This window comes from Pseudomonas sp. UBA5706 (genome assembly GCF_002419965.1).
Lineage (GTDB): Bacteria > Pseudomonadota > Gammaproteobacteria > Pseudomonadales > Pseudomonadaceae > Aquipseudomonas.
In genome coordinates this window covers 26,639-42,063 of sequence record NZ_DIHC01000042.1, presented here as the reverse complement: position 1 = coordinate 42,063, position 15,425 = coordinate 26,639, and the positions used below count along the sequence as shown (strand labels likewise).

General features: G+C 60.8%; 12 protein-coding genes. 10 read left to right on the top strand and 2 right to left on the bottom strand.

What is annotated here, in order from left to right; translation table 11 throughout:
• Position 1: 1 nt before the first annotated feature.
• From nuoE to nuoN, 10 genes are all read left to right on the top strand, one after another.
• The gene (gene nuoE, locus B3I26_RS20275) at positions 2-499 is read left to right on the top strand and encodes an NADH-quinone oxidoreductase subunit NuoE (protein ID WP_093466804.1); all 498 of its coding nucleotides are present in this window, start codon (positions 2-4) and stop codon (positions 497-499) included.
• Complete coding sequence (gene nuoF / locus B3I26_RS20270) at positions 496-1,854, top strand: NADH-quinone oxidoreductase subunit NuoF (RefSeq protein WP_296260269.1); 1,359 nt, start codon at positions 496-498, stop codon at positions 1,852-1,854. The genes nuoE and nuoF overlap by 4 nt, the downstream gene beginning before the upstream one ends.
• Before the next feature lie 135 nt (positions 1,855-1,989).
• Positions 1,990-4,707: an NADH-quinone oxidoreductase subunit NuoG gene (gene nuoG / locus B3I26_RS20265; protein WP_296260267.1), complete on the top strand. Its 2,718-nt coding sequence runs from the start codon at positions 1,990-1,992 to the stop codon at positions 4,705-4,707.
• Complete coding sequence (gene nuoH / locus B3I26_RS20260; RefSeq protein WP_296260266.1) at positions 4,704-5,696, top strand: NADH-quinone oxidoreductase subunit NuoH; 993 nt, start codon at positions 4,704-4,706, stop codon at positions 5,694-5,696. The genes nuoG and nuoH overlap by 4 nt, the downstream gene beginning before the upstream one ends.
• Positions 5,697-5,707: 11 nt before the next feature.
• Positions 5,708-6,256 carry an NADH-quinone oxidoreductase subunit NuoI gene (nuoI, locus tag B3I26_RS20255; protein WP_062380730.1) on the top strand — a complete coding sequence of 183 codons (549 nt, stop codon included), beginning with the start codon at positions 5,708-5,710 and terminating at the stop codon, positions 6,254-6,256.
• Between the two features lie 9 nt (positions 6,257-6,265).
• A complete protein-coding gene (gene nuoJ / locus B3I26_RS20250) occupies positions 6,266-6,766 on the top strand; it encodes an NADH-quinone oxidoreductase subunit J (RefSeq protein ID WP_062380728.1) in 501 nt (166 codons plus the stop codon).
• A gap of 4 nt (positions 6,767-6,770) precedes the next feature.
• Positions 6,771-7,082: an NADH-quinone oxidoreductase subunit NuoK gene (gene nuoK, locus B3I26_RS20245; protein WP_296260264.1), complete on the top strand. Its 312-nt coding sequence runs from the start codon at positions 6,771-6,773 to the stop codon at positions 7,080-7,082.
• Positions 7,079-8,926 carry an NADH-quinone oxidoreductase subunit L gene (gene nuoL / locus B3I26_RS20240; protein ID WP_296260263.1) on the top strand — a complete coding sequence of 616 codons (1,848 nt, stop codon included), beginning with the start codon at positions 7,079-7,081 and terminating at the stop codon, positions 8,924-8,926. The genes nuoK and nuoL overlap by 4 nt, the downstream gene beginning before the upstream one ends.
• A gap of 52 nt (positions 8,927-8,978) precedes the next feature.
• Positions 8,979-10,511, top strand: coding sequence for an NADH-quinone oxidoreductase subunit M (nuoM, locus tag B3I26_RS20235; RefSeq protein ID WP_296260262.1), 1,533 nt, complete (start codon positions 8,979-8,981; stop codon positions 10,509-10,511).
• 7 nt (positions 10,512-10,518) lie between these two features.
• Complete coding sequence (gene nuoN / locus B3I26_RS20230) at positions 10,519-11,976, top strand: NADH-quinone oxidoreductase subunit NuoN (RefSeq protein WP_296260261.1); 1,458 nt, start codon at positions 10,519-10,521, stop codon at positions 11,974-11,976.
• 465 nt (positions 11,977-12,441) lie between these two features.
• Here the strand turns inward: nuoN and B3I26_RS20225 are convergent, their stop codons facing one another.
• A complete protein-coding gene (locus B3I26_RS20225) occupies positions 12,442-13,506 on the bottom strand; it encodes an AI-2E family transporter (RefSeq protein WP_296260260.1) in 1,065 nt (354 codons plus the stop codon).
• Between the two features lie 148 nt (positions 13,507-13,654).
• Entirely contained in the window at positions 13,655-15,334 is a 1,680-nt protein-coding gene (locus B3I26_RS20220; protein WP_296260259.1) for a methyl-accepting chemotaxis protein, read from the bottom strand.
• Positions 15,335-15,425 lie beyond the last annotated feature (91 nt).

Sequence of the window (15,425 nt, the reverse complement as noted above, 5' to 3'; positions counted from 1 at the left end):
CATGAACAGCACGCTTATCCAGACAGACCGTTTCGCCCTGAGCGAATCCGAGCGCTCGGCCATCGAGCACGAAATGCATCACTACGAGGACCCGCGCGCGGCGTCCATCGAAGCCCTGAAGATCGTTCAGAAGGAGCGCGGCTGGGTGCCGGACGGCGCCATTTACGCAATCGGCGAAGTGCTGGGCATCCCTGCCAGCGACGTCGAAGGCGTGGCGACGTTCTACAGCCAGATCTTCCGTCAGCCGGTGGGTCGCCACATCATTCGCGTCTGCAACAGCATGGTCTGCTTCATCGCCGGTCACGAAGACATCGTCGGCGAGATTCAGAGCAAACTGGGCATCGGCCTGGGCCAGACCACTGCCGACGGCCGCTTCACCCTGCTGCCGGCCTGCTGCCTGGGCAACTGCGACAAGGCGCCGGCGGTCATGATCGACGACGATACTTTCGGCAATCTGCAGCCTGCGGGCGTAGCCCAGCTGCTGGAGGGTTACGTATGACCATCACTTCCTTCGGCCCGGCGAACCTGATTCAGCGCACCCCGGAAACCCATCCGCTGACCTGGCGGCTGCGTGACGATGGCGAGCCGATCTGGTTCGACGAATACGTGGCCAAAGATGGCTATGCCGCTGCACGCAAGGCCTTCGCCCAGCAATCGCCCGACGAAATCGTCCAGGCGGTCAAGGACTCGGGCCTCAAAGGCCGCGGCGGTGCAGGCTTCCCCACAGGGGTGAAGTGGGGCCTGATGCCCAAAGACGAATCCATGAACATCCGCTACCTGCTGTGCAACGCGGACGAAATGGAACCCAACACCTGGAAAGACCGCATGCTGATGGAGCAACTGCCCCATCTGCTGGTAGAAGGCATGCTGATCAGCGCCCGTGCGCTGAAAGCCTATCGCGGTTATATCTTCCTGCGTGGCGAGTACGTCACTGCGGCCAAACACCTGAACCGCGCCGTGGCCGAAGCCAAGGCCGCCGGTCTGTTGGGGAAAAATATTCTGGGCACCGGCTTCGACTTCGAGCTGTTCGTCCACACCGGCGCCGGACGTTACATCTGCGGTGAAGAAACCGCACTGATCAACTCCCTGGAAGGCCGCCGCGCCAACCCGCGCTCCAAGCCGCCCTTCCCGGCTGCTGTGGGCGTGTGGGGCAAACCGACCTGCGTAAACAACGTCGAGACCCTGTGCAACGTCCCGGCTATCGTCAACAACGGCAACGACTGGTACAAGTCGCTGGCCCGCGAAGGCAGCGAAGACCAGGGCACCAAGCTGATGGGCTTCTCCGGCAAGGTGAAAAACCCTGGCCTGTGGGAGTTGCCATTCGGCCTGCCCGCGCGTGAGCTGTTCGAGGATTACGCCGGCGGCATGCGCGATGGCTACAAGCTCAAGTGCTGGCAGCCAGGCGGCGCCGGTACCGGCTTCCTGCTCCCTGAGCATCTCGACTGCCAGTTCTACGCCGGAGGCGTGGCCAAGGTCGGCACCCGGATGGGTACAGGCCTGGCCATGGCAGTGGACGACAAGGTGAGCATGGTGTCGATGATGCGCAATCTGGAGGAGTTCTTCGCTCAAGAGTCGTGCGGCTTCTGCACCCCTTGCCGCGATGGCCTGCCGTGGAGCGTGAAGATCCTGCGTGCCATCGAGAGAGGCCAGGGTCAACCCGGCGACATCGAGACGTTGTTGGGCCTGGTCAACTTCCTGGGCCCGGGCAAGACGTTCTGTGCCCACGCACCGGGCGCAGTGGAGCCTCTGGGCAGCGCTATCAAGTACTTCCGGTCCGAGTTCGAGGCAGGCATCGCACCGGTACGTGCGGGCGACCTCAATCAGGTCAAGAGTCCGACGATAGCCGGCGCATAACAAGACAGACCGGACGGTGGTATCGAAGCCGCCGCTCCTTGCTCCGATTGCGCCTGACGGCTGTTTGAATCGGAGCAGCACCGAGATTCCATTAGCCACGCCCGCTGACAACGGGCCAACGAAGAACTTTGAACCATGGCTACTATTCACGTAGACGGCAAAGCGCTCGAAGTCGATGGCGCAGACAACCTGTTACAGGCATGTCTGTCGCTGGGCCTCGATATCCCTTATTTCTGCTGGCATCCAGCCCTTGGCAGCGTTGGCGCGTGTCGCCAGTGCGCGGTCAAGCAGTACACCGACGAAAACGACACCCGCGGTCGTATCGTCATGTCCTGCATGACGCCCGCCACGGACAACACCTGGATTTCCATCGACGACGACGAATCCAAGGCGTTCCGCGCCAGCGTCGTCGAATGGCTGATGACCAACCATCCGCACGACTGCCCGGTCTGCGAAGAAGGCGGTCACTGCCATTTGCAGGACATGACCGTGATGACCGGCCACAACGAGCGCCGGTATCGCTTCACTAAACGCACTCACCAGAATCAGGAGCTGGGGCCGTTCATCGCGCACGAGATGAACCGCTGCATCGCTTGCTACCGCTGTGTGCGCTTCTATAAAGACTACGCTGGCGGCACTGATCTGGGCGTCTTCGGCGCCCACGACAACGTTTACTTCGGTCGCGTTGAAAGCGGCACGCTGGAAAGCGAGTTTTCCGGCAACCTCACCGAGGTCTGCCCGACCGGTGTGTTCACCGACAAGACGCATTCGGAGCGCTACAACCGCAAGTGGGACATGCAGTTCTCACCGAGCATTTGCCACGGCTGCTCCAGCGGTTGCAACATCAGTCCCGGCGAGCGTTATGGCGAGATCCGCCGTATCGAGAACCGTTACAACGGCTCCGTCAACCAGTACTTCCTGTGCGACCGCGGCCGTTTCGGTTATGGCTACGTCAACCGTACCGACCGTCCACGCCAACCGCTGCTGACCCAAGGTAATGCCAAGCTCAGCCTGGACCAGGCGCTGGACAAGGCCGCCGACATGCTGCGCGGTCGCAACATCGTGGGTATCGGCTCGCCGCGCGCCAGCCTGGAAAGCAACTACGCCCTGCGCGAACTGGTCGGTGCCGAGCACTTTTACTCAGGTATCGAAGCCGGTGAACTGGAGCGTCTACGCCTGATTGCCCAGGTCCTCAAGGACAGTCCGCTGCCGATTCCAACCCTGCGTGAAGTCGAAGAGCACGACGCGGTGTTCATCCTCGGCGAAGACGTCACCCAGACCGCTGCGCGCATGGCTTTGGGCCTGCGCCAATCGGTGAAGAACAAGGCCGAAGACATGGCCGCTGCGATGAAAGTCCAGCCTTGGCTCGACGCTGCGGTGAAGAACATCGGTCAGCACGAACTGAACCCGCTGTTCATCGCCAGCCTGGCTGACACCCGTCTGGACGACATCGCCGAAGAATGCGTACACGCCGCTCCTGACGATCTGGCGCGCATCGGGTTCGCCGTGGCAAACGCGATCGACCCAAGCGCTCCGGCCGTGACCGGTCTGGACAGCGAAGCGCTGGAACTGGCGCAGCGCATCGCTACTGCCCTGCTGGAAGCCAAGCGTCCGCTGATCGTCTCCGGCGCGTCGCTGGGTTCCAACTCGCTGATCGAAGCGGCAGCGAACATTGCCAAAGCCTTGAAGCTGCGCGACAAGAACGGTTCGCTGAGCCTGATCGTGCCGGAAGCCAACAGCATGGGCCTGACCCTGTTTGGTGGTGACTCGGTCGATGCCGCGCTGCAGCAAGTGATCTCGGGCAAGGCCGACGCCATCGTCGTGCTGGAAAACGATCTGTTCACCCGCGTTGACGCCGCCACTGTCGATGCTGCGCTGAACGCCGCAAAAGTGGTGATCGTTGCTGATCATCAGAAAACCGCCACCACCGACCGTGCCGACCTAGTGCTGCCTGCCGCCAGCTTCGCTGAAGGCGACGGCACGCTGGTCAGCCAGGAGGGTCGTGCCCAGCGCTTCTTCCAGGTCTACGATCCGACGTACCTGGACGCCAGCATCCAGATCCACGAAGGCTGGCGCTGGTTGCACGCCCTGCGCGCAACGCTGCTGAACCAGCCGGTGGACTGGACGCAACTGGACCACGTCACCGAAGCCTGTGCCGCGCACAACCCGCAACTGGCTGGCATCGTCGGTGCAGCGCCTTCGGCCAGTTTCCGAATCAAGGGTCTGAAACTGGCGCGCGAACCCCTGCGTTACAGCGGCCGTACCGCCATGCGTGCCAACATCAGTGTTCACGAACCGCGCACCTCGCAGGACAAGGACACCGCGTTCTCGTTCTCGATGGAAGGTTACTCGGGCTCTGCTGAACCCCGCTCCCAGGTGCCGTTCGCCTGGTCGCCGGGCTGGAACTCGCCGCAAGCGTGGAACAAGTTCCAGGACGAAGTCGGTGGTCACCTGCGTGCAGGCGATCCGGGCGTGCGCCTGATCGAAAGCAGCGGCGACAAGCTGAGCTGGTTCGCTGCCGTGCCGCGTGCCTTCTCCCCTGCTCAAGGCACCTGGCAGGTCGTGCCGTTCTTCCACCTGTTCGGCAGCGAGGAGAACTCCTCGAAAGCCGCGCCGGTTCAGGAACGCATTCCGCACGCCTATGTCGCACTGGCCAAGTCCGAAGCGGACCGTTTGGGCGTCAACGACGGTGCCCTGCTCAGCCTGAGCGTCGATGGCCAGACCCTGCGTCTGCCATTGCGCATCAACGAAGAGTTGGGGGCGGGTCTGGTGGCCCTGCCATCGGGTCTGGCGGGCATTCCTCCGGCGCTTGCCGGGAAAACCGTCGATGCCCTGCAGGAGGCAGCACAATGAGCACATGGTTTACCCCTGAAGTGATCGACTCGATCATCGCTGTGCTCAAAGCCATCGTGGTGCTGCTCGCCGTAGTGATCTGCGGCGCGCTGCTCAGCTTCATCGAACGTCGCCTGCTGGGCTGGTGGCAGGACCGTTATGGTCCTAACCGCGTCGGCCCGTTCGGTATGTTCCAGATCGCCGCCGACATGCTGAAGATGTTCTTCAAGGAAGACTGGAACCCGCCCTTCGTCGACAAGGTGATCTTCACCCTGGCGCCGGTGGTGGCCATGAGTGCCTTGCTGATCGCCTTCTCGATCATCCCGGTCACACAGACCTGGGTCGTCGCCGACCTGAACATCGGCCTGCTGTTCTTCTTCGCCATGGCCGGTCTGTCGGTCTATGCGGTGCTGTTCGCCGGCTGGTCCTCGAACAACAAGTACGCCCTGCTGGGCAGCTTGCGTGCCTCGGCGCAGACCGTGTCGTACGAGGTGTTCCTGGGTCTGTCGCTGATGGGCATCGTGGTGCAGGTCGGTTCGTTCAACATGGGCGACATCGTCAACTACCAGGCCGAACATCTGTGGTTCATCATTCCGCAGTTTTTCGGTTTCTGTACGTTCTTCATCGCAGGCGTCGCGGTGACTCACCGTCACCCGTTCGACCAACCGGAAGCGGAACAGGAACTGGCCGATGGTTACCACATTGAATACGCCGGCATGAAATGGGGCATGTTCTTCGTCGGTGAGTACATCGGCATCATCCTGATCTCGGCGCTGCTGGTAACCCTGTTCTTCGGTGGCTGGCACGGCCCGTTCAACATCCTGCCGCAACTGTCGTTCATGTGGTTCGCCCTGAAAACTTCGTTCTTCATCATGCTGTTCGTCCTGCTGCGTGCATCGATCCCTCGTCCACGTTATGACCAGGTGATGGATTTCAGCTGGAAGTTCTGCCTGCCACTGACCCTGATCAATTTGCTAGTGACCGCTGCGGTCGTCTTGGCGGCTCAGTGAGGATTTGACCCATGTTCAAATATATTGGCGACATCGTTAAGGGTACCGGTACCCAGTTACGCAGCCTGATCATGGTCTTCGGCCATGGCTTCCGTAAGCGTGACACCCTGCAATACCCCGAAGAGGCGGTTTACCTGCCACCGCGTTACCGTGGCCGTATCGTGCTGACTCGCGACCCCGACGGCGAGGAGCGCTGCGTGGCTTGCAACCTGTGCGCCGTGGCCTGTCCGGTCGGTTGCATCTCGCTGCAGAAAGCCGAGACCGAGGACGGCCGCTGGTACCCGGACTTCTTCCGCATCAACTTCTCGCGTTGCATCTTTTGTGGCCTCTGTGAAGAAGCCTGCCCGACCACCGCGATCCAGCTCACGCCGGATTTCGAAATGGCCGAGTTCAAGCGTCAGGATCTGGTGTACGAGAAGGAAGATCTGCTGATCTCCGGTCCCGGCAAGAACCCTGACTACAACTTCTACCGCGTTGCGGGGATGGCGATCGCTGGCAAGCCGAAAGGCGCTGCACAGAACGAAGCCGAGCCGATCAACGTCAAGAGCTTGCTGCCTTAAGGAAGAAAGATGGAATTCGCTTTCTATTTCGCATCCGGCATTGCTGTTGTAGCCACCCTGCGGGTGATTACCAACACGAACCCGGTGCATGCCCTGCTCTACCTGATCATTTCGCTGATCGCCGTGGCCATGACTTTCTTCAGCCTCGGCGCACCGTTCGCCGGTGCTCTGGAAGTGATCGCCTACGCTGGCGCCATCATGGTGCTGTTCGTGTTCGTGGTGATGATGCTGAACCTGGGCCCGGCCTCGGTTCAGCAGGAACGCGCCTGGCTCAAGCCCGGAATCTGGCTGGGTCCGATCCTGCTGGGCGGCTTGCTGCTGGCCGAACTGCTGTACGTGCTGTTCGCCAATTCCACCGGTGCCGGTATCGGTCACACTACGGTGGACGCCAAGGCAGTCGGCATCAGCCTGTTCGGCCCTTATCTGCTGGTTGTCGAACTCGCGTCGATGCTGCTGCTTGCGGCAGCGGTGACAGCGTTCCACGTCGGCCGCAACGAGGCGAAGGAGTAAATCCATGAACTCAGCAATCCCTCTCGAGCATGGGCTGGCAGTCGCCGGCATCCTGTTCTGCCTCGGCCTGGCGGGCCTGTTGGTACGCCGCAACATTCTGTTCGTGTTGATGAGCCTGGAAATAATGATGAACTCTGCCGCTTTGGCTTTCGTCGTGGCGGGTAGCCGCTGGGCGCAGCCTGACGGCCAGATCATGTTCATTCTGGTGATCAGCCTTGCCGCAGCCGAGGCCAGCATTGGCCTGGCGATCCTGCTGCAACTGTATCGCCGCTTCCACACTCTCGATATCGACGCTGCCAGCGAGATGCGCGGATGAACCTACTCTTTCTGACTTTCGTATTCCCTCTGATCGGCTTTGTGCTGCTGTCGTTTTCCCGCGGCAAATGGTCGGAAAACCTGTCTGCCCTGATCGGTGTCGGCTCCATTGGCTTGTCAGCCATCGTGGCTGCATATGTGATCTGGCAATTCAACGTCGAGCCACCGCAAGGCGGTCATCTGACCATGGTGCTGTGGCGCTGGATGGCGGTCGATGGCTTCGAGCCGAACCTGGCCCTGTATGTCGATGGTCTGTCCATCACCATGCTTGGCGTCGTGGTCGGCGTGGGCTTTTTGATTCACCTGTTCGCGTCCTGGTATATGCGCGGTGACGAGGGCTACTCGCGGTTCTTTTCCTACACCAACCTGTTCATCGCCAGCATGTTGTTCCTGATCTTGGGCGACAACCTGCTGTTCATCTACTTCGGTTGGGAAGGCGTGGGCCTGTGCTCGTACCTGTTGATCGGTTTCTATTACAGCAACCGCAACAATGGCAACGCCGCACTGAAAGCCTTCATCGTGACCCGCATCGGCGACGTGTTCATGGCCATCGGCCTGTTCATCCTGTTCCACCAGCTGGGCACGCTGAACATTCAGGAACTGCTGGTGCGTGCGCCACAGCACTTCAAGGTCGGCGACTTCTGGATTGTTCTGGCAACCCTGATGCTGCTGGGTGGCGCTGTCGGTAAATCCGCGCAACTGCCGCTGCAAACCTGGCTGGCGGACGCGATGGCCGGTCCTACCCCGGTTTCGGCACTGATCCACGCCGCGACCATGGTAACCGCAGGCGTTTACCTGATCGCCCGTACTCACGGCTTGTTCATCCTGGCGCCGGACATCCTGCACCTGGTCGGCATCGTCGGGGGTACCACGCTGGTGCTGGCAGGTTTTGCAGCCTTGGTGCAGACCGACATCAAGCGCATCCTTGCCTACTCGACCATGAGCCAGATCGGCTACATGTTCCTGGCGCTGGGTGTGGGTGCTTGGGACGGCGCGATCTTCCACCTGATGACCCACGCCTTCTTCAAGGCCCTGCTGTTCCTTGCGTCCGGTGCGGTAATCGTTGCCTGCCACCACGAGCAGAACATCTTCAAGATGGGCGGCCTTTGGAAGAAGCTGCCACTGGCCTACGCCAGTTTCATCGTCGGCGGCGCGGCCCTGTCTGCATTGCCTCTGGTCACTGCGGGCTTCTACTCCAAGGATGAGATCCTCTGGGAAGCGTTCGCCAGCGGCCATGACTACTTGCTCTACGCAGGTCTGGTCGGTGCCTTCATGACTTCGCTGTACACCTTCCGCCTGATCTTCATCGCCTTTCATGGCCAAGCGAAGACCGAAGCTCACGCCGGGCATGGGATTTCTCACTGGCTGCCGCTGGGCGTGCTGATCGTGCTGTCGACGTTCATTGGCGCCTGGATTCATCCACCGCTGGCTGGTGTGCTGCCAGAAAGCGCCGGTCATGCCGGTGGCGAAGCCAAGCACAGCCTGGAAATCGCTTCGGGCGCCATCGCCCTGGCCGGTATCCTGCTGGCCGCGCTGCTGTTCCTCGGCAAGCGTCGCCTGGTCACGGCCATCGCCAACAGCGGTCCGGGTCGTTTCCTGTCCGCCTGGTGGTTCGCGGCATGGGGCTTCGACTGGCTTTACGACATGCTGTTCGTCAAACCTTACCTGGCTATCTGCCGTCTCCTGCGTGGCGACCCGCTCGACCACACGATCGGTCTGATCCCGCGCCTGGTCAAAGCCGGTAACGGCCTGATGAGCCGTACTGAAACCGGTCAGCTGCGCTGGTACGCCGCTTCGATCGCCGCAGGTGCCGTACTGGTACTCGGCGCGATTGTGCTGGTCTGATGAGTCGATCTGACATGAACCTTGCGACTTTGCGAAAGGAATTGAGCCCGTCATGATTCTGCCTTGGCTAATCCTGATCCCCTTTATCGGCGGCCTGCTGTGCTGGCAAGGTGAGCGCTTCGGCCCTACCCTGCCGCGCTGGATTGCGCTGTTGACCATGTCTCTCGAGACGATTCTCGGCCTGTGGCTGTGGAGCACCGGTACGTTTACCTATGCCCCTGCCCCGGGCGCCGACCCGGCCTGGGCGCTTGAATTCAAGCTGCAATGGATTCAACGCTTCGGCATCAGCGTTCACCTGGCGCTCGATGGCCTGTCGCTGCTGATGATTCTGCTGACCGGCCTGCTGGGTGTGCTCTCGGTACTGTGTTCCTGGAAAGAGATCCAGCGTAACGTCGGATTCTTCCACCTGAACCTGATGTGGATCCTGGGTGGTGTGGTTGGCGTGTTCCTCGCCATCGACCTGTTCATGTTCTTCTTCTTCTGGGAAATGATGCTGGTGCCGATGTACTTCCTCATCGCGCTCTGGGGTCACAGCTCGGCAGACGGCAAGAAAACCCGTATCTACGCAGCGACCAAGTTCTTCATCTTCACTCAGGCCAGCGGCCTGATCATGCTGGTGGCGATCCTCGGTCTGGTGCTGGTGCATTTCAACCAGACTGGCGTGATCACCTTCGCTTACGCCGACCTGTTGAAGACCAAGCTGTCCCACGGCACCGAGTACATGCTGATGCTCGGGTTCTTCATCGCTTTCGCAGTGAAGCTGCCGATCGTGCCACTGCACTCCTGGTTGCCTGACGCTCATGCTCAGGCACCGACCGCAGGCTCCGTGGACCTGGCAGGTATCCTGCTCAAGACCGCCGCCTATGGTCTGTTGCGTTTCGCCCTGCCGCTGTTCCCGAACGCTTCGGCGGAGTTCGCGCCGATCGCCATGATCCTCGGCCTGATCGGGATCTTCTACGGTGCCTTCCTGGCGTTCGCCCAGACCGACATCAAGCGCCTGATCGCCTTCTCCAGCGTGTCGCACATGGGCTTCGTGCTGATCGGTATCTACTCCGGCAGCCAACAGGCCTTGCAAGGTGTGGTGGTGCAGATGCTCGCCCACGGTCTGTCGGCTGCAGCGTTGTTTATCCTCAGCGGCCAGCTTTACGAGCGCACTCACACCCGTGACATGCGTGAGATGGGGGGACTGTGGAACAAGATCGCTTACCTGCCGGCCATCAGCCTGTTCTTCGCAGCCGCTTCCCTGGGTCTGCCGGGTACCGGTAACTTCGTCGGCGAATTCCTGATCCTGCTCGGCACCTTCATCCACGCACCCTGGATCACTGCCATCGCCACTTCCGGCCTGGTGTTCGGTTCGGTCTACTCGCTGATCATGATCCACCGCGTCTACTTCGGCCCTGCAAAGACCGAGGAGATTCTCAAGGGCATGGATGGACGGGAATTGATCATGGTGCTGGGCCTGGCTGTGCTGCTGGTCCTGCTGGGCGTTTACCCGCAGCCAATCCTCGACACTTCCTCGGCGACCATGCATGGCGTGCAGCAATGGCTCGGCACCGCCTTCACTCAACTCGCTTCGGCCCGGTAAGAGCGCTATGGACCTGACGATTCAACACTTTATTGCGCTGGCGCCGCTGCTGATTACCAGCCTCACCGTTGTAGTGGTGATGCTGGGGATCGCATGGCGTCGCAACCACTCGCAATCGTTCCTGCTGACCGTGGCAGGACTCAACCTGGCTCTGCTGTCGATTTATCCGGCCCTCAAGGTCGCGCCGCTGGTGGTCACCCCCCTGCTGCAGATCGACAACTTTTCTTGCCTGTACATGGCGATCATCCTGGTCTCGACCCTGGCCTGTGTCACCCTGGCACATGCCTATCTGGGTGAAGACAAGGTTGGCTACCCGGGCAACCGCGAAGAGCTTTACCTGCTGATCCTGATGGCCGCCGCCGGTGGTATGGTGCTGGTCGCCTCGCAACACCTGGCCAGCCTGTTCATCGGTCTGGAGTTGCTGTCGGTGCCGGTCTACGGCCTGGTGGCTTACGCCTTCTTCAACAAACGCTCGCTGGAAGCCGGCATCAAGTACATGGTGCTGTCGGCGGCAGGTTCTGCCTTCCTGCTGTTCGGCATGGCGCTGCTGTACGCCGACGCCGGCAGCCTGGGCTTCAGCGAAATCGGCAAGGCCATCGCCGCCACCGGCCTGCCGAGCCCGATCGCCAGCCTAGGTCTGGGCATGATGCTGGTGGGCCTGGGCTTCAAGCTGTCGCTGGTGCCCTTCCACCTCTGGACCCCGGACGTGTACGAAGGCGCCCCTGCCCCCGTGGCGGCGTTCCTCGCCACCGCCAGCAAGGTTGCGGTGTTCGGTGTGCTGGTTCGCCTGTTCCAGATCTCGCCTGCGGCTACCAGCGGTGTGCTGACCGATGTCATTTCGGTGATTGCCGTAGCGTCGATCATCATCGGTAACCTGCTGGCGCTGACTCAGAACAACCTCAAGCGTCTGCTGGGTTATTCGTCCATCGCTCACTTTGGTTACATGATGATCGCGATGGTTGCCAGCAAGGGCATGGCGGTCGAAGCCATCAGTGTTTATCTGGTGACCTATGTGCTGACCAGCCTCGGCGCGTTCGGTGTGATCACGCTGATGTCTTCGCCCTACAGCGGCCGCGACGCCGATGCGATGTTCGAATACCGTGGTCTGTTCTGGCGTCGTCCTTACCTGACGGCGGTCCTGACAGTGATGATGCTGTCGCTGGCCGGTATCCCGCTCACCACCGGTTTCATTGGCAAGTTCTACATCATCGCGACCGGCGTTGAAGCGCACCTGTGGTGGCTGACCGGCTCGCTGGTCGTGGGTAGCGCCATCGGGGTTTTCTACTACCTGCGCGTCATGGTGACGCTGTATCTGCAGGATTCGAAGATCCAGCGTCACGATGCGCCGGTCAATTGGGCGCAACGTGCAGGGGGTGTGATGCTGCTGGGCATTACCCTGCTGGCGTTCTTCCTCGGCGTTTACCCGCAACCGCTGCTGAGTCTGGTGCAGCACGCCGGGTTGTGATGATTTAGGTGAGATGTGAAAAGCCCTGCTCTTGAGCGGGGCTTTTTTATGGACTATCGCGGTAGAAGAGCAACTGCCAGTGCCATAGCCAGAGCTTGTCGGTTAACGCAATGCCTGTAGCAGTCCGGCGTGTCTGGAGTGACGCATTCAAGATCTGGAAGCTCCCAAGGATCCAGCGTCATCCTGCTACATGCGCTTCGGATATTGATCATTCACACGATAGGCCAGACACCGCAGAACGCGACTTGGGTGCAGGCGAGGCGCAGTGGGCCGACCAGCCTGGATGTCGCGAGAGCCGCCCCCGGCCATGGTTGGCCGATGGCGGCGAACCCACAGAGCATCGCCGGAGTGAGGGAACCCGACGCATTCGCGCCAAACAGGGAGCAAGCACTTTGGCTACTTTAACGGATGAGCACACCGACCTAAACGGCGAAAACAGTCCCGCCGCGAAAGCGGAACCCAAACCTACCCTGGCAATCTCACCGTCTTTTTGGCACTGGTAAACAGCCCCCACGTCGACATGAACAGCGCCGCAATCATCGGCCCGATCACAAACCCGTTCAGCCCGAATACCGCCATCCCGCCCAGTGTGGAAATTAGAATCAGATAATCCGGCATGCGCGTGTCCTTACCCACCAGAATCGGGCGCAGGACGTTATCTACCAGGCCAATCACGAACACCCCGAACAACCCCAGCACCACACCCTGCCAGATCATGCCGCTGAGCAGGAAGTAAACCGCCACCGGTCCCCAGACGATTCCCGCTCCCACTGCTGGCAACAGCGACAAAAACGCCATAGCCACCGCCCACAGCAGCGCACTTGGAATATCCAGTGCCCAGAAAATGAACCCACCCAGCGCACCCTGCGTGATCGCCACCACCACGTTGCCCTTGACCGTAGCCCGAACCACACGCGTGAATTTCAGTTGCAGACGGCGTTTCTGCGGTTCGGCCAGCGGTATGGCGATACGGATTCGCCGGGTCAGGTCCTGACCGTCGCGCAAGAAGAAAAACAGCAGGTACAGCATGATGAAGAAACTCACCACGAAATCGAAGGTGCCCTGACCGAAGCTGAATGCCTGCGTCGCCAGGTATTGGCTGCCTTGCATCGCCGCCTTGGAAATCTTGTCTTGCAGCCCGTTAAAGTCGCCCATGCCCAGACGGTCCAGCCAGTGCTGCGTCGCGTTCGGCAGCAAGGCTTTGAACTCGGCCAGGTACTTGGGAATATCCAGCTGGCCGCTTTCAACGTTCTTATAAAGCGCCGCGCCTTCCTGAACCATCAGCATGCTGATGATGATCACCGGCAGGATCGCGATCAGCAAACAGATCGCCAGTGTGCACAGTGAAGCCAGATTACGCTGCCAGCCCAGGCGCGCCAGCAGTCGACGTTGCAGCGGCGCGAAGATGATGCCAAGCACCACCGCCCAGAACACCGCGCCATAGAACGGCAGCAGAATCCAGATGAACGCGAGGGTCACCAGCACCAGTAGCAACATCAGGGTTTTGTTTTGTAGCGACGTGTCGTTCATGTCCTTCCATCTCATTGAGCCGCGCTGAACGCACGGCCTGATGATTAGTCAGCCAATCGTTACAGGAGTGCCTGTAGCACTGTCGAAACATGGCTGGCGCACAGGAAGAAACATCGCGGCGGGGCCCTCGCCACCCGCCACGAAGGAGTCAGATGCGGAACTGCCCCACCAATTGAGCAAGACGTTGATTGAGGTCAGTCAGGCTGCGCGAAGTATTGGCGCTGTGTCGAGTCTCGTCGGCGACGCTTTCCACCGCCACGGCGATCTGATGCACGCTGCGGTTGATTTCTTCGGCCACGGACGTCTGCTCTTCGGCTGCACTGGCAATCTGCGCGTTCATCGAATTGATGGTGCCGATCAATTGGCCGATGGTATCCAGCGAGGCCCCTGCCTCGTTGGCACGCGCCGAGGTACCATCGCCCGCCTCGCTGGAACGCCGCATTGCGGCCACTGCCCCTTGGGTGCCCTGCTGCAGGCGATCAATCATGCCCTGGATTTCCTGGGTGCTCTGCTGCGTGCGGCTGGCAAGCGCGCGAACTTCATCGGCCACGACAGCGAAACCGCGCCCCGCTTCCCCCGCTCGCGCTGCTTCGATGGCCGCATTGAGGGCCAACAGGTTGGTCTGTTCGGCGATGGAACGAATTACTCCCAGCACACCCACGATGGATGTCACATCGTTCTGCAGGCTGTCCAGCGACGTACCGCTGTGGCGGATGTCGTTCACCAACGCGTGGATCTGCTGGATGCTGCCATCGACCACGCGCTTGGCAGCCTGGCCTTCCTGGTCGGTTTGTTGCGCGGCGACCGAGGCGCCTTGGGCGCTCTTGGCAACTTCCTGCGCCGCCGCCGACATTTGATTGATCGCAGTGGCCACCTGATCGGTCTCGTGGCGCTGACGCTCCATAGCCTGCTCGGAGCGTTGCGCCTGATCCGTGACTTCACCGACGAGCCCCGTCAGCTGCGAGGTCATTTCGGCAATCTGCCGCACCAGACCCTGAATCTTGTCGACAAAGCGGTTGAACGAGCCCGCCAGTTCGCCGAGTTCGTCATGCGAGGTCACTGCCAACCGCCGGGTCAGGTCGCCCTCTCCGGCGGCGATGTCGTCAAGATTGGCTTTCATCAGGCGCAGTGGTCGCAGGATGCTGCCAGCGGTCCAGGCGCCAATCACGCCGATGATGACCAACACCAGCACCGCGATGCCGATGATCGTGGTCAGCAACTCTTCCGTACGGTCGACGACGCCCTGACGCACTTCGGCGACCTTGGCATCGATGTTGTCGATATTCACCGACGAGCCGAAGGCCATGTCCCACTTGGGCAGGTATTCGGTATAGCCGAGTTTGGGCACCAGCTCACTGGTTCCGGGCAGCGGCGAGGAGTATTCCAGAAAATGGGTGCCCGCTTTCGCGACGTCCACCAGGCCGCTGTTGACGTAAACGCCGTTAGGGTCCCGGGCATCCTTGAAGCTTTTGCCGATGCCATCCGGGCTATCCCCCTTGAACAGGCGAACGGCCTGGGAGTCGTAGCCGAAGAAATAACCGTCTTTGGCGTACTTGACCTGCGAGAGCAACTTGATGACTTGCGCACGCGCTTCCAGGTCCCCTGGCGCGGAGGCGTCGTACAGCGGCTTGATGGTCCCCATCGCCACTGCGACGTAGCTCTGCAGGGTCGTCTTGGCTTCAGCCAATAAATGCTGACGGGTTTCCTCGACTTCGCGGTCGGCCTGGTGGCGCAACATGAAGACGGTACTGACGCTGATAATCAGGGCGAACAGCAGTACCGGAAGGACCGCAAGGGCGAGGACTTTGGCTTTCAGATTTACCCGCATAGGTATCGTGACCTTTTTTATTGTGTGCGTTACGCCGTAGGGCTCCCTATCGGTTAACGGCGCAGCACAGCAAAAGTTGAGGTCGCGACGG